Below are 22,175 nucleotides of genomic sequence, written 5' to 3'. Positions count from 1 at the left end.
TTGTTTGGTACAAGCTTGCACGCGGTCCGACTAAGGCGCTGGGCGCATAAGAACCGGCGGCGGTGGCGGGGCGATGGCGGGGCGGTGGCGGGGGTGGGGACGCCGCTGCGGTAAACTCGCCCGGTTTCCTTCCGCTCAGATCGATGCAAGCCCAGGCAGAAACCGCGCTCCGGCGCGTGGACATCGTGGTGTACCCCGGCTTCAAGGCCATGGAGGCGGTCGGCCCGATGACGGTGTTCGACTACGCCAACCTCCAGCTGGCGCGGCGCGGCCTGCCGCCGGCCTATGCCGTGCGCGTGGTCTCGCTCGAGACCGGTCCGGTGCGCTCCGACACCTTGATGACGCTGGAGGCGACCGGCCGGCTCGATACCGTGCTGCTGCCGGATATCGCGCTGATCGTCGGCGCGCGCGACATCGAGCGCGCGCTGGCGCAGGCGCCCGCCATCGTGCCTTGGGCGCGTGCCGTCGCGCCGCGCATCGGGCGCCTGATCGCGCTCTGCTCCGGCACCTTCTTCCTGGCCGCGGCGGGACTGCTGGACGGGCGCCGCGCGACCACGCACTGGAGTGTCGCCGGCCTGCTGCACCAGCGCTTTCCCGCCGTCGAGGTCGATGCCGACGCCATCTTCATCCGCCAGGGCAACCTGTGGACCTCGGCGGGCGTCACCGCCGGCATCGACCTCGCCCTGGCCGTGGTGGAAGAGGACCTCGGCCGCGAGATCGCCCTGGACCTGGCGCGCGAGCTGGTGGTGTTCCTCAAGCGGCCCGGCGGGCAGTCCCAGTTCAGCGTGCACCTGGCCAGCCAGGCTACCGCCCATGGCGGCATCCGCGGCGTGCAGGACTGGATCCTGGCCAACCTCGGGCGCGATTTCACGCTGGCCGAGCTGGCGGCGCGCGCCGCCATGAGCGAGCGCAACTTCCGCCGCGTGTTCACCCGCGAGACCGGCAGCAGCCCGGCCGCCTTCATCGAGGCAGCCCGCGTGGAAGCCGCGCGGCGCCTGCTGGAACAGGGCGGCATGGCGCTCAAGGGCATCGCCGCGCAGGCGGGCTTCGGTTCGGACGAGGCGCTGCGGCGTGCTTTCGTCCGCCAGGTCGGCGTGACGCCGCGCGAGTACCGGGAGCGCTTCGGCGCCGGGCGCTGAGGGGCTGGTGCCTGCCGGCCTTCCTGCCGACGCGGGCGATCCGGGGGTAAGCACCGCCCGCTCCAGGCGCGCCAGGTGCTTCAGGTGCTTCAGGTGCTTCCAGCGCTTCGCCGTACCGCCGCCGGGCCGGCGTTCCCAGCGCGATGCCCGCGAGGAACATCGTCATCGCCGGCCGCAGCGTGCCGTCCGGGCGCTCGCCCGATACGGGCCGGGCGCGGCCGCGGGGTTCGACCGGGCTGTGTTTTGCATGGCGGCCATTACCTGGTGAGGGACGCCGCCCCCTGGCGCAAGCGCCTGGGGGCGGCGCCGAACCAGCGCCGGCAGGCGCGCGTGAGCACCGATTGGTCCGAGAATCCCAGCAATTGCGCGATATGCGGCAGCTTGAGACCGGGCTGGGCCAGCAACTGGCGCGCCCACACCATCCTGGCCGCGTCCCGCAACTGCTCGAACTGCACGCCTTCGGCATGCAGCCTGCGCTGCAGGGTCCTGGGGTGCTGTCCCACCGCGCGCGCGACGGTCGCCAGGTCTGTCATGCCGATGCGGACCAGGTTGCCCAGCACATTGCCGACCTGTTCGGCGACCGAAGCCTCCTGGCCGGACGACGGTCCGAGCAGGAAACGCTCGACGAAGTCCTGCAGCAGCCGGTTGTGCCGCGGCAGTTTCTGGCGCCAGGCGAGGGGATCGATCGAGATGCCGTCGAACTCGGCGTGGAAGCGCGGGACCTGGCCCAGGTGCTGCCGATAGCGGGCGCTGCCGGCGATCGGGCCATGGCGGAAATGGATCGCGGCGGGCTGCAGCTTGCCATCGGACAGCATGGCGATCAGGCGGCACTGGTAGGCCACGCAGATCTCCGTGACCTGCGGCAACTCCGGCAGCTCCGGCAACTCCGGCAGGCCCGGCTGGGCCTGCATGCGCTGGAACACCTCCACGCATTCCAGCCCGCTGGCCGGATCCATGAAGATCCGGTACCCCAGCCCGGCGTTGTGGAAGTGGACGTACTTGGCGCCCAGCATGAGTCCCTCGCGCACGCTGGAGGCGGATTGCATGATCAGCACCAGCAGGCCCAGGGCCTCCAGCTCCTGCGCGGCCGACAGGCGCAGGCCGAAATCGCCCACGCCCAGCGTGGTGGCAGCGGCTTCGATCGCCTGCGCCACATGGCGGCCGGGGAGGTAGCGGTCGGGATCGGCGAGGTCGCGCGGATCCAGCGCGCAAGCGCGCAGGATGGCGTCGGGATCACCGCCGAGATCGCGGACCAGCCGCTGGAAGCCGGCCAGCGCGGCCGCGCGGACGAGATTGGCGTGTGGCGAATCAGGGGCCATCGCGGGATGCCTGTCGTGGAACATCAAAATCTTGTCGCGTAAAGCCAAAATCGACCAGAGGTTTAACCCTAGCATTGGCTCGGTCGGCAGCGCTCGACACAGAACAGACAGACCAGACAGGAGACAGATCGCATGGACACGCAAACCGGCCGGCAGGATGCCGCGGAGCACTTCGACTTCCTTATCATCGGCGCCGGCATCTCAGGCATCGGCGCCGCCTGGCACCTGCGCCGGCGCTTTCCCGAAAGCCGCTTTGCCGTGCTGGACGCCATGGACGGGTTTGGCGGGACCTGGTGGACGCATCGCTATCCGGGCGCACGCTCGGACAGCGACCTCTATACCTACGGCTATGGCTTCAAGCCCTGGCGCGGCCGCTCCATCGCCACGGCCGAGGAGATCCGCCGCTACCTGGGCGAAGTGATCGAGGAAAACGAGCTGGCGCCGCACATCCGCTACGGGCACAAGGTCACGGCGGCGGACTGGTCGTCGCAGCAGCGGCGCTGGACGCTGGAGGTCGCGCGCAAGGCCGCGGGGGACACGGTGACGATCACCGCGGGCATGCTATGGATGTGCTCGGGTTACTACGACCATGGCAAGGGCCACACGCCGCAATGGCCGGGCATGCAGGACTTCAAGGGCCAGGTGGTGCACCCGCAGCACTGGCCGCAGGACCTGGACTGCACCGGCAAGCGGGTGGTCGTGATCGGCTCGGGTGCCACCGCGGCCACGCTGATTCCCGCCCTTGCCGATGACGCAGCGCACGTGACCATGCTGCAGCGCTCGCCGACCTTCTTCTCGGCCGAGCCGTGGTCCCACCCGCTGGAAGCGCCGCTGCGGGCGCTGGACCTGCCCGAGGACTGGATGCATGAAATCCTGCGGCGCGCGCATATTGCCAAGTCCGCCGAGGTGGTGCGCATGTCGTTCGAGCAGCCCGAAGACCTGCGCCAGTTCCTGCTCGAGCAGGCCCGCAGCCGCCTGCCCGGCGATTTCGACGTGGACAAGCATTTCAACCCGCGCTACCGCCCCTGGCAGCAGCGCGTGGCCGTGGTGCCGGACGGCGACCTGTTCACGGCGATCGGTGGCGGCAAGGCGTCGGTGGTCACCGATACCATCGAATGCTTCGACGACACCGGCATCCGGCTGAGCAGCGGCGAGCACCTCGATGCCGACATCGTCGTCACCGCCACGGGCTTCAATATGCGCTTCTTCGGCGGCGTGCCCTTCCGCGTCGACGGCGCGCCGGTGGACTTCACGCAGCGCGTCACCTATCGGGGCCTGATGATCGAGGGCGTTCCCAATATGGTCTACACCCTGGGCTACTTCCGCGCGAGCTGGACCTTGCGCTCGGACCTGGTCTGCGACCTGGTGTGCCGGGTGATCGCGCACATGCGGCAGCATGGCCTGACCATGGTCGAGCCCGCGCTGCGCGCCAGCGACGCCGGCATGCCGCGCCTGCCCTGGATGGACGCCACCAACTTCAATGCCGGCTACGTCATGCGGGCGCAGCACCACCTGTTCCGCCAAGGCGACCGCGCCCCGTGGACGCACCAGATGGAGTACGCCGAAGAGCGTTCCATCCTGCCCGCGGTGCAGCCCGACGACGAAGCGCTGAGGTATCGTTGAGCGCCGCTGCGCCTGCTTTTCCTTCCCCAGAAAAACCATCCGATCCAAGGAGACAATGACCATGGCCCTCGATCCCCACCTCGCCGGCGCCCTGCAGATGATGACCGGCGCAGGCGCCAGGCCCCTGCACGAAGGCTCGCCCGAAGAAGGGCGCGCCGCCTACCTGGCGCTGACCATCGGCACGCGCACGCCCGAGCAGCTGGTGCCGGTCGGCAGCGTGCAGGACACCACCGTCGACGGCGCCGCCGGCCCGCTGAAGGCGCGCATCTATCGCCCCGAGGGCGCCGGCCCGTTTCCCACCGTCGCTTTCTTCCATGGCGGCGGCTTTGTCATCGGCGACCTCGACACACATGACAATATGTGCCGCGACATCTGCCGGGGCGCACGCGCGGTGGTGGTGGCGGTGGACTACCGCCTCGCGCCCGAGCATCCGTTCCCCGCCGGCATCGAGGACGCGCTGGCTGCCGCCCGGTGGGTCGTGTCCCACGCCGCCGACCTCGGCGGCAGCAGCACCGTCGGCGTGGCGGGCGACAGCGCGGGCGGCAACTTCTCGGCCGTGGTGGCGCAGCAGCTGCGTGACCAGGGCATCCGGCTGGCCGCGCAGTTCCTCATCTATCCGGCGGTGGACCACGTCGGCGCGGTCTACCCCAGCATGGAGCAGAACGCCAAGGGCTACTTCCTCGAAGCCGACACCATGGCCTGGTTCTACGGCCACTATGCGGGCGGCTTTGGCCAGACCCTGGATCCGCGCCTGGCACCGTTGCAGGCCGCGAGCCTGGCCGGCTTGCCGCCGGCCGTGGTAGTGACGGCCGAGTTCGATCCCCTGCGCGATTCGGGGGCCGCCTACGCCGAGGCCCTGCGGGCCGCCGGTGTCGAGGCCGACTACATCGCCGGCCCCGGCATGATCCACGGCTTCTTCGACATGGGGCGCTGGTCGCCCGGCGCGCAGGCCATCATCCAGCACGCCGTCCGCCGCTTCGGCGAGGTGCTGCGCGGCGACTGAGGGTTGCGCGGCCGTCGCCGGGGCGGCAGACGTCCTGATGAAGCGAAGGCGCCTCCGGCGACGGCGCGGCGGGAGACGTTGGCATCACCTCCGGGGCCGGCGCGCGTACGCGCGAGCGTGGCGGTGTACGGCGGGGGCATGGACTTCGCCGCGCGCCGCGTCCGACCGTCCGCGCGCGATCTTCATCACGCCATCGCACCAGAATCCGAGCGGCGTGCCGATGCCGGTGGCGCGCCGGCACGCCCTGCTGCGCCGCACGGCTTCTTCCTGGGCCTCGGGCCAGGGCCGGAACCAGGGCGGGGACTAGGGCGGGGACTAGGGCAGGTCCTGTGCAACCCGCCGCGCCCACCAGTAGCGCAGCGGATGGTCGAGGTCGGGGTAGAGCACGGGCTGGCTGAAGCAGCCGGCCTGCACCATCAAGCGGTGGGCGCCGAGGATGGTTGCGGCGTAGACGATCACTTCGAGCATGGCGGCCACCGTGAAGCGCGTGCGTGGTGGCGCTACTGCCTGTGATGGATCAGCCGGTTCCACCAGTAGCGGACGGGGTGCTCGTGCTCGGGATAGAGCAGGGACTTGTGGAAGAACTCGGCCCGGATGGCGAACACGTAGAGCGCGACGATGACCGCCGCAAGAACGAGCGCGGTAAGCATGGCGGTCTCCTGTACGAGCGACCATTTTCATTCTAGGCACGCGCGCGCCCAACCGCCAGGCGGGTGCCTGGCGGATGGGCGATCAGGATCGGGATCCGGGACCGGCGCCCGCGCCGGCCGGGCTCAGGCGGCGAGCTGCGCCGCGTGGTGGCGCAGGTGGTCGTCGATGAAGGTCTCGATGAAGTAGTAGCCGTGGTCGTAGCCCGCATGGCGGCGCAGCGTCAGCGGCTGCCCGGCCGCGGCGCAGGCGGCCTCGAAGGCCTCGGGATGCAGTTGCTCGGCGAGGAATCTGTCGGCCAGGCCCTGGTCGACCAGGATGCCGCGCGGGAAGGGCGCCGCCGGCTGCGCCTGCATCAGCGCGCTGGCATCGTGCCGGGCCCAGCGCGCGCGGTCGGCGCCGAGGTAGCCGGTGAAGGCCTTCTCGCCCCAGGGGCAGCGCGACGGCGCCGCGATCGGCGCGAAGGCCGACACCGAGCGGAAGCGCTGCGGATGGCGTTGCGCCAGCACCAGTGCGCCGTGTCCGCCCATCGAGTGGCCGCACAGGCCGACGCGCTCGCGGTCGGCCGGCAGCACGGTGGTGGCCAGCGCGAACAACTCGTCCACGATATAGCTTTCCATGCGCCAGTGGCGCGACCAGGGCGCCTCGCTGGCATCGAGGTAAAAGCCAGCGCCCACGCCGAAATCCCAGCTGTCGGCCTCGCCCGGCACGCCGGCGCCGCGCGGGCTGGTGTCGGGCGCCACCAGCATCAGGCCCAGCTCGGCGGCCAGGCGCTGGGCGCCGGCCTTGATGGCGAAGGTCTCTTCGGTGCAGGTCAGGCCGGCCAGGTAGAACAGGGCCGGCACGCGCGGCGCGCCGGCGGCGAGCGCCTGCGGCGGCAGGAAGACCGAGAAGCGCATCGGCAGTCCGATGGTCTCCGCGTCATGCCGGTAGAAGCGCTGCACGCCTCCGTGGCAGCCGTGCTCCGAGATCAGTTTCAGTGCCACGGCGGCCTCCTCAATACAGCACCACCGAACGGATCGATTCGCCGCGCTTCATCAGGTCGAAGCCTTCGTTGATGCGTTCCAGCGGCAGCGTATGGGTGATCAGGTCGTCGATGTTCAGCTTGCCTTCCATGTACCAGTCGACGATCTTCGGCACGTCGGTGCGGCCACGCGCGCCGCCGAAGGCCGAGCCTTTCCACTCGCGTCCGGTCACCAGCTGGAAGGGGCGGGTGGAGATCTCGGCGCCGGCCTCGGCCACGCCGATGATGATGGACTTGCCCCAGCCCTTGTGGCAGCACTCCAGCGCCTGGCGCATGACCTGGGTGTTGCCGATGCACTCGAAGGAGTAGTCGGCGCCGCCGTCGGTCAGCTGCACGATGTGGTCGACCACGTTGTCGACTTCCTTCGGGTTGACGAAGTGGGTCATGCCGAACCGGCGCGCCATGGCTTCGCGCCCCGGGTTGATGTCGACGCCGATGATCTTGTCCGCGCCCACCATCTTCGCGGCCTGGATCACGTTCAGGCCGATGCCGCCCAGGCCGAACACGACCACGTTGGCGCCCGCCTCGACCTTGGCGGTGAAGATCACGGCGCCGACGCCGGTGGTCACGCCGCAGCCGATGTAGCAGACCTTGTCGAAGGGGGCATCGGGGCGGATCCTGGCCAGCGCGATCTCCGGCACCACGATGTGGTTGGCGAAGGTGGAGGTGCCCATGTAGTGGAAGATGGGCTTGCCGTCGAGCGAGAAGCGCGAGGTGCCGTCGGGCATCAGGCCCTTGCCCTGGGTGGCGCGGATGGCCTGGCACAGGTTGGTCTTGCGCGACAGGCAGAACTTGCACTGGCGGCACTCGGGCGTGTAGAGCGGGATCACGTGGTCGCCCGGCTTGAGCGAGGTCACGCCCGGGCCCACGTCGGTGACGATGCCGGCGCCTTCGTGGCCGAGGATGGCGGGGAAGATGCCTTCGGGATCGGCGCCGGACAGCGTGTAGTAGTCGGTGTGGCAGATGCCGGTGGCCTTGATCTCGACCAGCACCTCGCCGGCGCGCGGGCCGTCCAGGTCGACGTCTTCGATGGTCAGCGGGGCGCCGGCTTTCCAGGCGATGGCGGCTTTGGTCTTCATCTCGGGCTCCTTCGGGGGTAGGGCGGCACGCCGGCGGCGCGCAGTGGACTAGGACTATACGCGCGTGCCGCCGCGCCAGGACCGCCCGTGTGCCAACATGGCCCGGCCTGCGGCAAAGTTGGCCGGCCGCGCGGGCCGGCCGCGCCGATGCCCGGATGCCCGGATTGCCGGCGCTAGCGCGGTGCAGCCGGTGCGCCGGCGCGGCACAGTCCGCTGGCCGGCAGTACATCGAAGGCCAGCAACTGCGTCACCTGGGCCGGGTTGAAGTTGTCGTCGGAGACCAGTACAAGGGTGGCGCAGCCGTCGCCCACGCGCGGTCCCCAGGCCATGCCCTCCAGGTTGTCCAGCCGCGCCAGCGGCAGCTCCGACAGGTCGAGCACCAGCCGCTTGCGCACCGGCCGGTAGGCGGCGCCCTGCAGGGCGGGCAGTGCCTGGATGTCGCTGGCCTCGCGCAGGTCGAGCTCGTACAGGCGCAGCGACATCAGGTAGCGGCCATCGGGCTGCCGCACCGCGGCGCGTTCGAGCGTGAGCAGGTGGTCGTCGTCGACGGCCAGGATCTCGCTGACGCCGTTGACGGCGGACGGGTCTTCGGCCGGTGTGTCGGGCAGCGCGTCGAGCGGGTAGGCCACCTGGCGCAGCACACCGCCGGCGCGCGTGAACTGCGTCAGCCGCGTGACGCTGCCCTGGCCGCGCGCCGGCACCGGGCCGTCCTGCCACAGCGGGCCTTCCATCGACACCCACAGCGAACGGCCGTCGCGCGCGAACGTCAGGCCTTCGAAGGCCAGGTTGTCGCGCGTGCCGGTGCCGGCGCGGCGGCACAGGTCGAACATGGCCGGGCCTTCGAAGCGCGACAGCGTGCGGCCGTCGCGCGCCAGGTGCAGCAGCGCGGGATTCTCGCGCACCGCGCAGCCGCCCTCGCTGCCGATCCACAGGCTGCCGTCGGCGGGATCGATCCGGATCGACTCGAAGTCGGGCACCTCGCCGCCGCGCGCCGCTTGCTGGCGGCGATTGGGAAAGAGGCTGCCGTCGGGCTGGCGCAGCAGGGTGACGCCCTCCAGCCGCAGCCCCGTGAAACCGTGGCTGCCGTAGTCGAGCGTGGCGGTGTAGAAGCGCGCCGGGGAGAACACCGAGCGGTCGTCGCTGACCATGACCCAGGTGCCGCTGCGCGCATCGTAGTCGATGCCGGACAGGCCACCGACGACGGTGTCGCCGAAGGCCTGGCGCCAGGCGAGGCGCTGTTCGCCGAGCAGGCGCAGGCCGCCGCGCTCGGGCGCCGGACCCTGCTGCGCGCCGGCGCAGGCACCGAGCAGCAGCGCGGCCGCCAGGGCGGCGAGGGGGGCGATCGAACGGGCGATCGAACGGGCGATCCAGGGGCCGATCGGGCGGGACCAAGCGCGCGCCGGCGCGCCGGCCAGGCGGCGGCCCATGCTCAGGCCTGCGCGCGGCGGAACAGGGCGAGCGAGGCGGCCAGGCCGATCAGGGCCGCGCCGGAGATACGGTTCAGCCAGCGCATGCCGCTGGCGCGCAGCCGGCGCATCATGTGCGCGCCCAGCATGGCGTAGCCCAGCATCGCCAGCACATTGAGCAGGGCCAGCAGGCCCATGATCAGCGCGTACTGCGGCAGCAGCGCGGCGCGCGTGTCGATGAACTGCGGCAGGAAGGCCGACATGAACAGCAGGGCCTTGGGATTGGTCGCCGCCACCAGGAAGCTGCGCAGGAACAGCGCATGCGCGCGGGCGCCGTCGCGGGCCTCCGCCAGGCCCGGCTGCGGCGCCAGGGCGCCGGCCTCCGGCGCGGGGGCGCGCAGCAGTTTCCAGCCGACATAGGCCAGGTAGGCCGCACCCGCCCACTTCAGCGCGCGGAAGGCGAACTCGGAGGCCGCCAGCAGCACGCCCAGGCCGGCCGCCGTGATGGTCACCAGCATCACGTCGGCGGCGACCGCGCCGGCCATGCCCCAGCAGGCCGCACGCACGCCATAGCGCGAACCGTTGTTGAGCGCGAGCAGGACGGTGGGGCCGGGCGTCACGATGGCGAGCGCGGAGGCGAGCACGAACAGCAGCAGGGTGGAGAGCGTCATGATGGGTCGTGAGTCGTGGAGCGTGGAGCGTGGAGCGTGGAGTGGGCAGCGGCGGTCCGGGCGGGGCAGCGCGGGCGGCGGGCACAGCATGCCGGCCGGCCGGATGTGGCGCCGGCGTGGCACGGACGTGACGCTATTGTTGGGCCAGCAGCCGCTTTTCCGCAAGGCCGATCAGCCAGCTCACGGCCAGCGCGGAGAGCGTGCCCAGCGTGACCTGGCCCAGCCGCAGCAGCGCGATCTCCCAGGCCGGGCCGGCGCTCGGCACCAGCAGCATGATGGTCGCGGTGACCCCGCCCAGGCGCGCCGCGCTGCCGATATTGATGATCCAGCAGATCAGGATGGCGGCGGCCACCGCCGCCCCGTAGGCCAGCAGGCTGCCATGGCCCAGCACGGTGGCGCCGAGTCCGCAGAAGGCCCCGATCATGGCGCCGACGAACTGGTCGCGCGACAGGTGGCGGGTATCGGCATAGTGGTGCTGGGACACCGCGATGGCCGTGATGGCCGCCCAGAATGCCTGCTCCGTGTGCAGGTAACTGCCGACCTGGTAGGCGAGGCTGGCCCCGCCCACCGCCTGCAGGGCCATGATGCCGCCCTCGGCGAGGCGGTCGTGCAGCGGCAGGGACTTGAACAGGTCGAGCAGCGTGGTCGCCGCCGCCGTACGGCGCTGGCGCTGTGCCTGGCTGTCCGGTGTGGGCATGGCGCGGGATCTCCTGGTAACGGGTCGGCGCCCATTCTGTCGGCGCGTGCCGCACGGCGCAAGCGGCGGGCCGCCCTCAGTCCGGCGCACCGCGTCCGGCAACCGGCGCATTGCCTTCGAACTTGGCGCGGTGGGTGGAAAAGAAGGTGCGCACATTGCGCACATTGGCCATGGCAGTGAACAGCCGGCGCGCCAGCGCATCGTAGGCCGGCATGTCGGCCAGTTCGGCCATCACCACGAAGTCCGGCCCCGGCGAGACCCGGTAGCACTGCGTCACCGCCGCCTCGGCGCAGATATAGGCTTCGAAGGCGGCGTAGTCCTCCGCCGCCTGGCGGTCCAGCGTGATCTCGATGATGGCGGTCAGCGTGGCGCCGAGGCGGGCGGCGTCGAGCAGCGCGATCTGGCGCTGGATCAGGCCAGCCTCGCGCAGCCGGCGCACGCGCCGCAGGCAGGTCGGCGCGGAGGCATGCACGTGCTCGGCCAGCGCCGCGTTGGACAGTGAGGCGTCGTGCTGCAAGGTGCGCAGGATGCGCAGGTCGAGGTCGTCGAGCGGGAATGCCGGCTGGCTCATGGCAATCGGGAGTGGCGTCGATGCAGTGAAAGAAAATTTCACTGCCATTCGGATGGTACCAATGATTTCATGAATAAAAGAATAATGAAAGAAAATATCATCTGGTCGCACATAAGATCCTCGCAACGCCCCAAGCCCGGGGCCATCGAGAGGAAAGAACCATGTGTGGAATCGTCGGTGCGGTCGCGCAGCGGGACATCGTCCCGGACCTGGTCAATGGCCTGAAGCGGCTGGAGTACCGTGGCTATGACTCCTGCGGCGTGGCCGTGCACCAGGACCGGAGCCTGGCGCGGGCCCGCAGCGTGGGGCGCGTGGCGGGGCTGCAGCAGGACGTCGCCGCGCGCGCCCTGGCGGGCGCCACCGGCATCGCGCACACGCGCTGGGCCACCCACGGCAAGCCCGTCACCGACAACGCCCATCCCCACTTCTCGCCGCGCGAGACGGGCGCGCGCATCGCCCTGTCGCACAACGGCATCATCGAGAACTATGAGGAACTGCGCGCCGGCCTGGAGCGCAGCGGCTATGTGTTCGCCAGCCAGACCGACAGCGAGGCCATCGCCCACCTGATCGACCACCTCTACGAGGGCGACCTGTTCGAGGCCGTGCGCGCCGCGGTGGCACGCCTGCGCGGCAGCTTCGCCATCGCCGTGCTGTGCCGCGACGAGCCCCACCGGCTGGTCGGCGCGCGCGACGGCATGCCGCTGGTGGTCGGCGTCGGCGCCGGCGAGAACTTCCTCGCCTCCGACGCCATCGCCCTGGCCGGCGTGACCGACCGCATCGCCTACCTGGAGAACGGCGACGTGGTCGACGTGCAGCTGCACCGGCACTGGATCGTCGACGCCGCCGGGCAGCGCGTCGAGCGGCCGGTGCAGCAGGTAGCCGCGCACGGCGCCAGCGCTGAACTGGGCCCCTACCGCTACTACATGCAGAAGGAGATCTTCGAGCAGCCGCGCGCGGTCGCCGACACCCTGCAGGACGTCACCGCGGTGATGCCCGAACTGTTCGGCGACACCGCCTGGCGCGTCTTCGACGCCTGCGACCGCGTGCTGCTGCTGGCCTGCGGCGGCAGCTACCACGCCGCGCTGACGGCCAAGCACTGGATCGAAAGCCTGGCGGGCGTGCCTGCCGCCGTCGAGATCGCCAGCGAATTCCGCTACCGCGAAGGCGTGGCCGACCCGCGCACGCTGGTGGTGGCGGTGTCGCAGAGCGGCGAGACGGCCGACGTGCTGGGCGCGGTGGCCGAGGCCAGGCGGCAAGGCATGGCCCACACCCTGGCCATCTGCAACGTGCCCACCAGCGCCCTGGTGCGCGAATGCGCGCTGCAGTTCATCACGCGCGCCGGCGTGGAGATCGGCGTGGCCTCGACCAAGGCCTTCACCACGCAACTGGTCGCGCTCTTCCTGCTGGCCCTGGCGCTGGCCCAGCAGCGCGGCCGCCTCGACGAAGCCAGCGAGCAGGAACACCTGCGCGCGCTGCGCCACCTGCCCGACGCCATGCGCCAGGTGCTGGCGCTGGAACCGCAGATCATCGACTGGTCGGAGCGGCTGACACGCCGCGAGAACATCCTCTTCCTCGGACGCGGCATGCACTACCCGGTGGCGATGGAAGGCGCGCTGAAGATGAAGGAGATCTCCTACATCCACGCCGAAGCCTATGCCGCCGGCGAACTCAAGCACGGACCGCTGGCGCTGGTCAGCGACGCCATGCCGGTGGTGGCCGTCGCCCCCAACGACCGCCTGCTGGAAAAGCTCAAGAGCAATATGCACGAAGTCAGCGCGCGCGGCGGCCAGCTCTTCGTCTTCGCCGACAGCGACTGCGGCATCGCCCCCAGCGCGGGCGTGGAGGTGCTGCGCATGACCGAATACTACGGGCCGCTCTCGCCCATCCTGCACACGCTGCCGATGCAGTTGCTGGCCTACCACGCGGCGCTGGCGCGCGGCACGGACATCGACAAGCCGCGCAACCTAGCGAAGTCGGTGACGGTGGAGTAGGGGTGATCCCTGGGCGTGCCGCCGGCAGGTGCTTCACATGACGGGCGTCGCTTCGGCAAGGGTGGGGCAGAGACTGACGTTGCCGACCTACTGCCCTGTATGCGCTCGCCTCGCCGTGGGAACTCGATAGGAAGATGCCGTAGGGCGACTACTCCGAAAGCGGCGCATCGACGAGAACCCGGTTCCTCAGCCTGCGGATGCGCGGGTCGACGAAGTATCCTCCGCCTTCCACGTAGCGCAAGTACACCCGCCCGCAAGTGCGGCACTGCCACACGGTGCATCGATTGCAGGGATAGTAGCGCGGTGCAATCGGTGCCTCGACGGACCAGAGGCCGGTGTCCTGCGGGTGGTATTCCTCGAATGTCGCCTCGGTGTAGAGGTCGCGAACAAGGGTGCCGAGTTCGCTGAGCTGCTGCTCGGGGAAGGAAACCGGCAGGCTCGTCCAGGCATCCAAGGTGGGCGCGCTGCAGGCGCAGTCGGTGGTGACGGCATCCGTCTGACGGGCAAGGGCCTGCAATGCGTCAAACGAGAGGTAGGCGTTGTCTTCCATGGTGTTTCGAAGTCTTGGCGCGGGCTCGCGGCCGGATGTACCGCATCTTACAGAGGCGGCCGTGAGCCGGCCACCCGGAGCGCTGGCCACGCTCGGCGCGGTGACAAAGGTCTCGATCCGCCGCCACATTGCCACCGGATCGAGGTCCATCGGGGAGTGGGCGCAGTCGCTGGTTTCGGCGAGTTCCGTAACAGTGAACAACGGCGAAGAACGGCGAAGAACGAGCGGACGGTCATGGCCGAGACCGGTACCGGTACCGGCCCCGCTACACCTTGCCGGCATCGGCGAGCAATGCCACGAGATGGTCGCGGATGATGTTCGGCACGACGGGATCGCGCTGGATGCAGATATGCAGATGGCGCATCGACCAGGGTTCGTCGATGGTGACGGCCGCCAGCTCGCTGAGGTCGTCAGGCTGCAGTGCCGAGCGCGGCACGATGCCGATGCCTGCGCCGGAAGCCACCAGCCTGGCGATCGCGCGATAGCCCGAGACCTGGACCATGACATCCAGGCGGCCGCCCAGGGCCGTTGCATGGTTCATCAGGAAGGTATGCAAGGCCGCGCCGTGCCGGAGGCTGATGAAGGGCTGTTTGAGGCAGGCGGAAAAATGGGCACTTTTCTGCCTGGATAGCTCGGTGCCCAGCGGGGCGAGGATGATGAGTTCGTCATCGCGGTAGGGGATGAACTCGAGGGCCGTGTGCCGCGGTGCGTCCACCGCGACGATGCCGATATCCGCGCGTCCGGCGGCGACGGCTCCGATGATGTCATGGCTCATTCTTTCCTCGAGCGTCACCCGCGCGTTCGGATGTGCCTGGAAGAACCTGGACAGGTCATCGGGCAGGAAAGAGCTGATCGCATTGTTGTTCGCAAAGAGCGTGACGTGGCTCGGCAGGCCGTTGCCAAAGGGCAGCAGGTCCGCGTGCATCTGCTCAAGGTGTGCGAGACAGCGCCTGCAGTGTTCAAGCAAGACCTGCCCTGCGGGGGTGATTCCCACGCCACGCGCCTGGCGCGTCAAGAGCGGGGCGCCAATGGTGTCCTCGAGCGCCTTGATGCGCAGGCTGACGGACGACGGGGCGAGATGGACCCTGGCGGCGCCGCGGGTCAGGTTACCTTCCTCGGCCACCGCGAGAAAGACCCGAAGGTCGGTGAGGTCGTAGTGAAACATCGTTGCAGGTTGACAAAGTCTTGCTAATTCTAGCCCGCATCAGGGCCGGATTCCGGCCAGAAGTGCCGTCGCTCCCCGATCTTCGTTTGTAGCAGGCAAACGGTAAGTTCGGGACATCTCAATTCTCCAGGGGGCGCCCCTTGGCCATACTGCCCGGCATCGAAGGCAAGCAACGAAGGGCTATGGAAACGGTTGAAGAGACGAAAAAGCCGCTGGAGGGCATCCTGGTGGTGGCAATCGAGCAAGCGCTGGCCGCGCCGCTCTGCACGAACAGGCTCGCGGAGATGGGGGCCCGCGTCATCAAGGTGGAAAGGGCGGAGGGCGACTTTGCGCGAGGCTACGACAGCGCAGCGAACGGGGAGTCTTCCTATTTCGTCTGGACCAACCGTGGCAAGGAATCCATCGTCATCGATTTCAAGCAGCCAGACGATGCGGCGCTGCTCCATCGCATCATCGGCGCGGCCGACATCTTCATCCAGAATCTGGCGCCCGGGGCATTGAAACGTGCCGGATTCTCTAGTGCTTCGCTTCGCGAGCGCAATCCGCGCCTGATCACCTGCGACATCAGCGGCTACGGTGACGGGGCCGAGGTCAGCCATCTCAAGGCCTATGACATGCTGGTGCAGTGCGAGAGCGGGCTGGCGGCCATCAGTGGCGCCCCCGAAGCCTACGGCCGCATCGGCGTATCCATCTGCGATATCGGCGCCGGCATGAACGCCACGATCGGAGTATTGAGCGCTCTCGCGCAGCGTGACCGCACGGGCCAGGGACTGGGTATCGAGGTCTCGCTCTTCGACGGCGCCGCCGACTGGATGACGATTCCCTACCTGCACGAGACAGTTGGCGCGGGGGCTCCGACGCGGCAAGGCCTGCGCCATCCCTCGATTGCGCCCTACGGGGCCTTCGCCACGGCGGACGGCGGTGAGATTGTCATCAGTATCCAGAACGAGCGCGAGTGGACGGCTTTCTGCCGGGTCTTCCTGCGACAGCCCGAACTCGCAAGCCGCGCAGAGTTTTCCAGTAACAACGCGCGTGTCAGGAACCGGGACGCGTTGGAAAGCAGGATTGGCCAGGTTTTCGGTGCGCTCAGCACCGAGCAAGCGCTGCAACGGCTGGCCGAGGCCCAGACGGCTTTCGGACAGGTACGGAGCGTGGCTGAGTTCGGGGCGCATCCGGCGCTTCGCACCTGGCCGATGCCTGTGAACGGCAGGATGCTGGAGATGATTGCTCCTGCCGTACGCACGCCGTGGGACGAAGGATTCTTCCGCGGCGCCCCCGCACTCGGTAGCGATACCGCTCGCATTGCGGCCGAGTTTGCCGCTGCCACAGAGGAGACAGCATGACCCAGCTTGATCTGGCCCACCTGGAACAGTGGATTGGCAAAGTGCAGAAGGACCAGGACCTGCTGTCCGCTCGCCACGCGAGGTTGATGGCCGCCACGGTCGGCATTTCCGGCGAGGGGCTTGTCGGTGGCGCACCACTTCCCCCGTTGTGGCACTGGATTTTCTTCCTGGAAGGCCAGCCGCCACAATCGCTCGGCCGTGACGGTCATCCGGCCCGCGGTGGATTCTTGCCACCGGTGCCCCTGTCCAACCGGATGTGGGCGGGAGGGCGTCTCGAATTCCATGAGCCTTTGCGCATCGACAGCGTTGTCGAGAAGACGTCGCAGGTCGTCTCGATCCAGCACAAGCAAGGTCGCAGCGGTGACCTGGTCTTCGTCAGCGTTCTGCACGAACTGAGCGCGGGCGGCAAGCTGGCCATTCGTGAGATACACGACATTGTCTATAAAGAGGCGACCCCGCCCGGCGCGAAGAAGGAGAAGCTGATTGCGCCGGGAATCGCGACGCACAGCCGCCGGTTCAAGCCCGACTCCACGACACTGTTTCGCTATTCCGCATTGACCTTCAACGGTCACCGTATCCATTACGACGCCGACTACTGCCGGCAAGTCGAAGGCTATCCGGACCTGGTTATCCATGGGCCGCTTCACGCCACGCTTCTCGCGAACTACGCGGAGGAGGTGGCGGGCAAAGCGCTGAAGCGGTTCGAATACCGCGGGCTGCAGCCCAGTTTCCTGGGGGAGCAACTCTCCATCAACGCCCGACCTGGCGACGAGGGCCTGCTGCTCTGGACGGCGCTGGCCGACGGTCAACCGGCAATGAAAGCCGAGGCCAGCTTCTAAGCATCCGCGGAATATTCAGAACCAGGAGACATGCAATCAGGTCCAGCTCATGTTCTCCACCATTCCCACCGCATTGCCGTTCATCAAGGCCGGGAAGTTGCGCGCCATCGCGGTGACCGGCTCCGAGCGTTCGCCGGTCTTCCCGCAGCTTCCAACGGCCAAGGAGGCGGGTTATCCCGGGATGGTGGTCGACTCGTGGTTCGGTGTGTTCGGTCCGAGGGGCGTCCCCGCCGAAGTGCGAGCCCGGTTGGAAAAGGCCGTGAAGGACGTCGTCAACGACCCATCGGTGGCAGACCGGCTGCGCGCCCAGGGTGCGGAACCGAGGAGTTCCACCTCCGGCGAGCTTGGGGCAACGCTGGCGGCGGATCTGCGCAACTGGAACAAGGTGATCGCTGCCGCCAAGGTCAGCCTGGAGTAGGGCTTCCGGTTTCCGTTGCCTGCCGGCTCAGCGGCCCCCGAGTTTCCCGGTGTCGAATCCCGTCACGAAGAAGTCAATGAGGCCATAGCCGAAGATCCACTGGTTCCGCTCAAAGAAGAACTGCCGTGGCGCCTCGCCGCCTTTGACGCCCTTCGTCGTCTTCGCCTGTTCAATGAACGCGGGACCCCTCCAGAAACTACCGAAGGCCGCCGACTGCCCGCCGGTTGCCGCTTGAGGTAGCCGAGCGCAACGGCGTCTTCTTTTGAGATCTTCTGCCTGGCCTCGTGGCCCATGGCGCCGAGGGTGCGTTGCGTTGGCGCGCTCTCCAATGTGTGCCGGCCCCGTTCATCGACGAACGGGGCCAGCCTTGCGCCGGTGGGCGGTGCTCGCCGTTCAGGCCTGGATCGCCACAGGACTGCCAGTGCTCCCAGGCGGATCGCTCTGGCTTAGCGCGCCTGTCGCTGTGCCTTGCGCCGTGCCTTGCGCCGCAGTCAGCAATGCCGGTACCCACTCTTCAAGCCAGGCCAGGGCTGGCTCGTCAGGGAAGGACGTTCTGGATGCATCGATCTCCAGGCGGCTTCCGATTCGCACGGCCCTCTTCGCCGCCAGCGCTTCGTCGATCCTGCGGCCTCCCCCGCAGAACGTCTCAGCATAGGTCCGGTCGCCCAGCGCAATCACGCCGTAACGCATGTGGCCCAGCTCAATGGTGGCGTCCAGCAACTGTGCGTAGAAGCTGCGAATGGGATCCGGTACATCGCCCGCGCCGTGGGTGGCGCAACAGACGAGCAGGGCCGAGGCCTGGGCAAGGATAAGGGGGGTGTCCCGCTGGGGATCGACGAAGCGGCTGGCCAGGCCGAGCTCCTGTAGCCGCTCCGCGGCGAGGTCGGCAACGAGGGAAGCGTTGCCGGATTGAGAGCCTGCAAGGATGAGAACGCCTGCCATGGGTGAGGTTCCGTAGTTCACTGAGTTCTTGCAATGTAATACAAAAACGGATAACGTGGAACTTAAATATGTATTGCATTATCGGGTCGATCGATTGGGGGAGGCAGATGGAATCACGAAGCCATGCTGTGCCGGGGCTCGCGTTGTCGGCCGTCCTGCCATGCGTCGGTCGATCTCGGCATATGCGACGAATGGTACGGGAGTGCCGTGTGTGATCTATCTGCTAACGCATTGAGAAAGGAGCGCGTGCCTGTGTTGAAAGAAATCCTGGATGGGGTGGCTATCGTCGAGTTGGACAATCCGCCGATGAACAGTCTCAACCTTGCGTTGAGGCGCCGGCTGATCGAAACGATCGGGCGTATCGCCGGCATGCCGGAGGTGTCGGCAATCGTTCTGGTTGGCGCGGGAGGCGTGTTCAGTGCCGGCGCGGACATCGGCGAGTTCGATACGCAGCAGGCCTTCGTGGAGCCGTCGATCCATGCCGTGATGGCAGCTGTCGAGTCCAGCACCAAGCCTGTGATAGCGGGTATCGAAGGGCTGGCCATGGGCGGTGGGCTGGAACTGGCCATGGCCGCGCACTGCCGCGTGGCGATGGCGGGGAGCCGTATCGCGCTGCCGGAGATCAAGCTCGGTCTGATTCCCGGCGCCGGCGGCACGCAACGCCTTCCGCGTGCGATCGGCCTTGAGGCGGCCGCGCGGATGATCTGCAACGGGGATCCCGTCAGGGCCGATGCGCCGAGCCTGGCCGGCCTGTTCGACCTGGTGGTCGAGCAGGATCTGCTGGAGGCTTGCCTGGGCCTGGCGCAGCGGATCGTGCGCGATGGCATGAAAGCGTCTTTGTTGCGCGACCGCGCCATGCCGGCGCCGGCGTCGCCGCTGTTCTATCAGGAGTTGGAGCAGCGGGCCGGCAGCAAAGGACAGTGGCCCGCAGCCGTGAATGCGTGTATCGCCTGCCTGCGGGCGGCGGAGGCCATGCCTGTGGAGGCGGGCCTGGCATTCGAACGCGAAGCGTTCATGAAGCTGTTCGACAGCCCGGTTTCCGGCGCACTCAGGCATGCGTTCATCGCCCAGCGGACGGCCGCGAAGATTGCCGGCCTGCCGGCGCAGACCGGGATCCGCCCGCTTCGCGCGGCAGCCGTCGTGGGCGCCGGCACCATGGGCGCGGGTATTGCCATGACGTTTGCCAACGCCGGCATTCCGGTCCGTCTGCTGGAGATGAAGGAAGACGCGCTGGAGCGCGGATTGGCGGTGATCCGTGCGAACTATGAAGGGTCGGTACGGCGCGGCAAGCTCTCGCGGGCCGATTGCGACCAGCGCCTGGCGCTGATCCGGCCCACGCTGTCCTATGAAGAACTGCGCGATGCCGACGTGGTGGTGGAAGCTGTCTACGAAGACATGGATGCAAAAGCCGGTGTCTTCCGGCAGCTGGATACGTTTTGCAAGCCTGGTGCCATTCTTGCCAGCAATACTTCGACGCTGAACCTCGACAAGCTCGCCGCGGTAACGTCGCGGCCGGCCGACGTGGTGGGCATGCACTTCTTCGTGCCAGCGAACGTGATGCCCCTGTTGGAGGTAGTCAAGGCAAGGGAGACCTCGGCGGAGGTCCTGGCGTCAGTGATGAAGCTCGCCAAGCGTCTGAAGAAGACAGGGGTCGTGTCCGGCGTCTGCGACGGCTTCATTGGCAACCGGATGATCGACCCGTATCTGCGCCAAGCCTATTTCCTGCTGGAGGAAGGGGCGCTGCCCGAGCAGATTGACCGCGCGCTCGAAGCCTGGGGGATGGCAATGGGACCGTTCCGCGCAGGTGACCTGACCGGCTTGGACGTGTTGTGGAGTGTACGCAAGCGCCGCTACGTCGAGGTGCCCGGCGTGGTGTATTCCCGCTTGCCGGATCGCCTGTGCGAGCTGGGGCGTTTCGGCCAGAAGACCGGGGCTGGCTATTACCGCTACGAGCCGGGCGCCCGGGAAGGCAAGCCGGACGACGCTGTCCGCGCACTGGTGGAGGGTTACTCCGCGGAGATCGGCCGGGCCCGCAGGCAGATCTCCGACGAGGAGATCGTCTCGCGTTGCATGCTTGCGCTCGTCAATGAAGGCGCGGCGATCCTGGACGAACGCATCGCGCAGCGGGCTTCGGACATCGATGCCGTCTATCTGCTCGGATACGGATTCCCGGCATTCCGCGGTGGCCCCATGTACTACGCGGACACGCTGGGCCTGCGCGAAGTCATCGCATCGATGGCGCGATTCCAGGAACAGGCCGGCTCGGACCCGGCGTTCTGGCAGCCGCACCGCTTGCTGCTCGAATTGGCCGAAAGCAACGGCACTTTTAACTAAACGAAGGGAGACAGTGAACATGAAGGATGCAGTGATCGTTTCGACCGCACGCACGGGTTGGGGAAAGGCATGGCGCGGCGCTTTCAATATGACGCACGGCGCGACCATGGGCGGGCACGTGGTCAGGCACGCAGTGGAGCGCGCCGGTCTCGACCCGGAGGAAGTGGAAGACCTGGTTCTCGGATGCGGCAATCCGGAGGCTGCAAACGGCCTCAATATCGCACGGCAAAGCGCGCTGCGCGCGGGCTTGCCGGTCACGGCCAGCGGCGTCACGGTCAACCGCTTCTGCTCCTCCGGCTTGCAGGCCATTGCGATGGCCGCGCAGGGCATCGTGACCGATGGCGTACCGGTGATCGTGGCGGGGGGCGTCGAATCGATCTCTTGCGTGCAGAACCAGTTGAATACGCACATGCTGCACGAAGCGTGGATCGCGGAGCACAGGCCGTCGGCCTATCTCTCCATGCTGCAGACCGCGGAGATCGTGGCGAAGCGATACGGCATCTCGCGCCAGCGCCAGGATGAGTATGGTGTCAGCAGCCAGCTCCGCGCCGCCGCCGCGCAGCGGGCTGGAAAGTTCGCCGACGAGATTGTCCCCATGACAACCGTCAAGCAGCTGACCGACAAGGACACTGGAGAAACGGCGCAAGAGTCGGTCACGATCTCGGCCGACGAGGGCATCCGTCCGGATACCACCTATGCCAGCGTTTCCGGTATCAAGCCGGCCTTCGAGGGGGGCGTCGTGGCGGCGGGGAACGCCAGCCAGTTTTCCGATGGCGCCTCAGCGTGCGTGATGATGGACGGGGTGCTGGCGCAGAGAAAGGGCCTTGAACCGCTAGGTATCTACCGCGGCTTCGCAGTCGCGGGGTGCGAACCTGACGAAATGGGGATCGGGCCAGTGTTCGCCGTGCCGCGCCTGCTCCAGCGTGCGGGCCTCAAGATGGACGACATCGGCCTGTGGGAGTTGAACGAAGCGTTTGCGGTTCAGGTGCTGTATTGCCAGGATCGACTTGGCATTCCGGAGGAGCGCCTGAACGTCAATGGTGGCTCGATCGCCATCGGCCATCCCTATGGCGCCACGGGCGCGCGCCAGGTCGGGCATGCGCTGATTGAAGGCAAACGGCGTGGCGTGAAGTATGTCGTCGTCACCATGTGCGTCGGCATGGGCATGGGTGCCGCGGGTCTTTTCGAAGTCTGCTGACCGCGCAAGGCAAGGCACCGGGCCGGGCTCAGCACAGGAGACGTGGAGCGCCTCCGCAGGCTGATGGGACGGAAAGGCCGCTGCAATGCGAAAGAAAAGCCATGGGCCGCGGCAACGACGGATCGGCGGATTGCCGACTCGCACCGGCCGGAAGCGGAGGCATGAGTTTGCGCGTGGTCCCATGGCTTCATGAGAGCGGGAATGGAAGAGTAAAA

21 protein-coding genes are annotated in these 22,175 nt (G+C 68.1%); 9 read left to right on the top strand and 12 right to left on the bottom strand.

The features are described from left to right. Positions 1 to 143 precede the first annotated feature (143 nt). On the top strand, positions 144 to 1,139 hold the full coding sequence (locus BKK81_RS30920; RefSeq protein ID WP_071020944.1) for a GlxA family transcriptional regulator: 996 nt from the start codon (positions 144 to 146) through the stop codon (positions 1,137 to 1,139). A gap of 257 nt (positions 1,140 to 1,396) precedes the next feature. Here the strand turns inward: BKK81_RS30920 and BKK81_RS30915 are convergent, their stop codons facing one another. After that, complete coding sequence (locus tag BKK81_RS30915; protein ID WP_071020941.1) at positions 1,397 to 2,458, bottom strand: AraC family transcriptional regulator; 1,062 nt, start codon at positions 2,456 to 2,458, stop codon at positions 1,397 to 1,399. Between the two features lie 132 nt (positions 2,459 to 2,590). On the opposite strand from BKK81_RS30915, the gene BKK81_RS30910 reads away from it, so the two are divergent. Both BKK81_RS30910 and BKK81_RS30905 read left to right on the top strand, forming a co-directional pair. Next, positions 2,591 to 4,081: a flavin-containing monooxygenase gene (locus BKK81_RS30910; RefSeq protein WP_071020938.1), complete on the top strand. Its 1,491-nt coding sequence runs from the start codon at positions 2,591 to 2,593 to the stop codon at positions 4,079 to 4,081. A 61-nt stretch (positions 4,082 to 4,142) separates the two neighbouring features. Further along, positions 4,143 to 5,084: an alpha/beta hydrolase gene (locus tag BKK81_RS30905; RefSeq protein ID WP_071022715.1), complete on the top strand. Its 942-nt coding sequence runs from the start codon at positions 4,143 to 4,145 to the stop codon at positions 5,082 to 5,084. A 315-nt stretch (positions 5,085 to 5,399) separates the two neighbouring features. On the opposite strand, the gene BKK81_RS35785 is transcribed toward BKK81_RS30905, so the two are convergent. The 8 genes from BKK81_RS35785 to BKK81_RS30875 form a co-directional block, all read right to left on the bottom strand. After that, positions 5,400 to 5,552: a hypothetical protein gene (locus BKK81_RS35785; protein WP_162287350.1), complete on the bottom strand. Its 153-nt coding sequence runs from the start codon at positions 5,550 to 5,552 to the stop codon at positions 5,400 to 5,402. A 32-nt stretch (positions 5,553 to 5,584) separates the two neighbouring features. Next, entirely contained in the window at positions 5,585 to 5,734 is a 150-nt protein-coding gene (locus BKK81_RS35780) for a hypothetical protein (protein WP_156811501.1), read from the bottom strand. A 123-nt stretch (positions 5,735 to 5,857) separates the two neighbouring features. Continuing rightward, on the bottom strand, positions 5,858 to 6,712 hold the full coding sequence (gene fghA / locus BKK81_RS30900) for an S-formylglutathione hydrolase (protein WP_071022713.1): 855 nt from the start codon (positions 6,710 to 6,712) through the stop codon (positions 5,858 to 5,860). A 16-nt stretch (positions 6,713 to 6,728) separates the two neighbouring features. Next, positions 6,729 to 7,835 (bottom strand): S-(hydroxymethyl)glutathione dehydrogenase/class III alcohol dehydrogenase, encoded by a 1,107-nt coding sequence (locus BKK81_RS30895; protein WP_071020936.1) that lies wholly within the window; start codon positions 7,833 to 7,835, stop codon positions 6,729 to 6,731. Between the two features lie 173 nt (positions 7,836 to 8,008). Next, positions 8,009 to 9,262, bottom strand: a complete 1,254-nt coding sequence (locus tag BKK81_RS30890) for an esterase-like activity of phytase family protein (protein WP_083384605.1) — start codon at positions 9,260 to 9,262, stop codon at positions 8,009 to 8,011. A 2-nt stretch (positions 9,263 to 9,264) separates the two neighbouring features. Continuing rightward, the gene (locus BKK81_RS30885; protein WP_071020933.1) at positions 9,265 to 9,912 is read right to left on the bottom strand and encodes a LysE family translocator; all 648 of its coding nucleotides are present in this window, start codon (positions 9,910 to 9,912) and stop codon (positions 9,265 to 9,267) included. 133 nt (positions 9,913 to 10,045) lie between these two features. Beyond that, on the bottom strand, positions 10,046 to 10,609 hold the full coding sequence (locus BKK81_RS30880; RefSeq protein WP_071020930.1) for an FUSC family protein: 564 nt from the start codon (positions 10,607 to 10,609) through the stop codon (positions 10,046 to 10,048). A gap of 76 nt (positions 10,610 to 10,685) precedes the next feature. Next, complete coding sequence (locus tag BKK81_RS30875; protein ID WP_071020927.1) at positions 10,686 to 11,180, bottom strand: Lrp/AsnC family transcriptional regulator; 495 nt, start codon at positions 11,178 to 11,180, stop codon at positions 10,686 to 10,688. A 161-nt stretch (positions 11,181 to 11,341) separates the two neighbouring features. On the opposite strand from BKK81_RS30875, the gene glmS reads away from it, so the two are divergent. Beyond that, positions 11,342 to 13,171 (top strand): glutamine--fructose-6-phosphate transaminase (isomerizing), encoded by a 1,830-nt coding sequence (glmS, locus tag BKK81_RS30870; RefSeq protein WP_071020924.1) that lies wholly within the window; start codon positions 11,342 to 11,344, stop codon positions 13,169 to 13,171. A gap of 148 nt (positions 13,172 to 13,319) precedes the next feature. Here the strand turns inward: glmS and BKK81_RS30865 are convergent, their stop codons facing one another. Next, positions 13,320 to 13,721 (bottom strand): hypothetical protein, encoded by a 402-nt coding sequence (locus BKK81_RS30865; RefSeq protein WP_071020922.1) that lies wholly within the window; start codon positions 13,719 to 13,721, stop codon positions 13,320 to 13,322. A 265-nt stretch (positions 13,722 to 13,986) separates the two neighbouring features. After that, positions 13,987 to 14,886, bottom strand: coding sequence for a LysR substrate-binding domain-containing protein (locus BKK81_RS30860; protein ID WP_071020919.1), 900 nt, complete (start codon positions 14,884 to 14,886; stop codon positions 13,987 to 13,989). A 182-nt stretch (positions 14,887 to 15,068) separates the two neighbouring features. Between BKK81_RS30860 and BKK81_RS30855 the strand changes: the two genes are divergently transcribed. The 3 genes from BKK81_RS30855 to BKK81_RS30845 are packed head-to-tail and all read left to right on the top strand — an operon-like array spanning position 15,069 to position 17,486. Next, the gene (locus BKK81_RS30855) at positions 15,069 to 16,229 is read left to right on the top strand and encodes a CaiB/BaiF CoA transferase family protein (RefSeq protein WP_071020916.1); all 1,161 of its coding nucleotides are present in this window, start codon (positions 15,069 to 15,071) and stop codon (positions 16,227 to 16,229) included. Next, positions 16,226 to 17,068 (top strand): FAS1-like dehydratase domain-containing protein, encoded by an 843-nt coding sequence (locus tag BKK81_RS30850; RefSeq protein WP_071020913.1) that lies wholly within the window; start codon positions 16,226 to 16,228, stop codon positions 17,066 to 17,068. The genes BKK81_RS30855 and BKK81_RS30850 overlap by 4 nt, the downstream gene beginning before the upstream one ends. A 49-nt stretch (positions 17,069 to 17,117) precedes the next feature. After that, a complete protein-coding gene (locus BKK81_RS30845; protein ID WP_071020910.1) occupies positions 17,118 to 17,486 on the top strand; it encodes a Bug family tripartite tricarboxylate transporter substrate binding protein in 369 nt (122 codons plus the stop codon). A 393-nt stretch (positions 17,487 to 17,879) separates the two neighbouring features. On the opposite strand, the gene BKK81_RS30840 is transcribed toward BKK81_RS30845, so the two are convergent. Next, complete coding sequence (locus tag BKK81_RS30840; protein WP_071020907.1) at positions 17,880 to 18,428, bottom strand: flavodoxin domain-containing protein; 549 nt, start codon at positions 18,426 to 18,428, stop codon at positions 17,880 to 17,882. Positions 18,429 to 18,734: 306 nt separating this feature from the next. Here BKK81_RS30840 and BKK81_RS30835 point away from each other — a divergent pair, with 306 nt between their 5' ends. Together BKK81_RS30835 and BKK81_RS30830 are read left to right on the top strand one after the other, a co-directional pair. Further along, complete coding sequence (locus BKK81_RS30835) at positions 18,735 to 20,762, top strand: 3-hydroxyacyl-CoA dehydrogenase NAD-binding domain-containing protein (protein WP_071022707.1); 2,028 nt, start codon at positions 18,735 to 18,737, stop codon at positions 20,760 to 20,762. A 19-nt stretch (positions 20,763 to 20,781) separates the two neighbouring features. After that, on the top strand, positions 20,782 to 21,960 hold the full coding sequence (locus BKK81_RS30830; RefSeq protein WP_071020904.1) for an acetyl-CoA C-acyltransferase: 1,179 nt from the start codon (positions 20,782 to 20,784) through the stop codon (positions 21,958 to 21,960). Positions 21,961 to 22,175 lie beyond the last annotated feature (215 nt).

The organism is Cupriavidus sp. USMAHM13 (assembly GCF_001854285.1).
Classification (GTDB): domain Bacteria; phylum Pseudomonadota; class Gammaproteobacteria; order Burkholderiales; family Burkholderiaceae; genus Cupriavidus; species Cupriavidus malaysiensis.
Note: the sequence above shows the minus strand (reverse complement) of the source record. Positions and strands in the feature narration are given on the sequence as shown.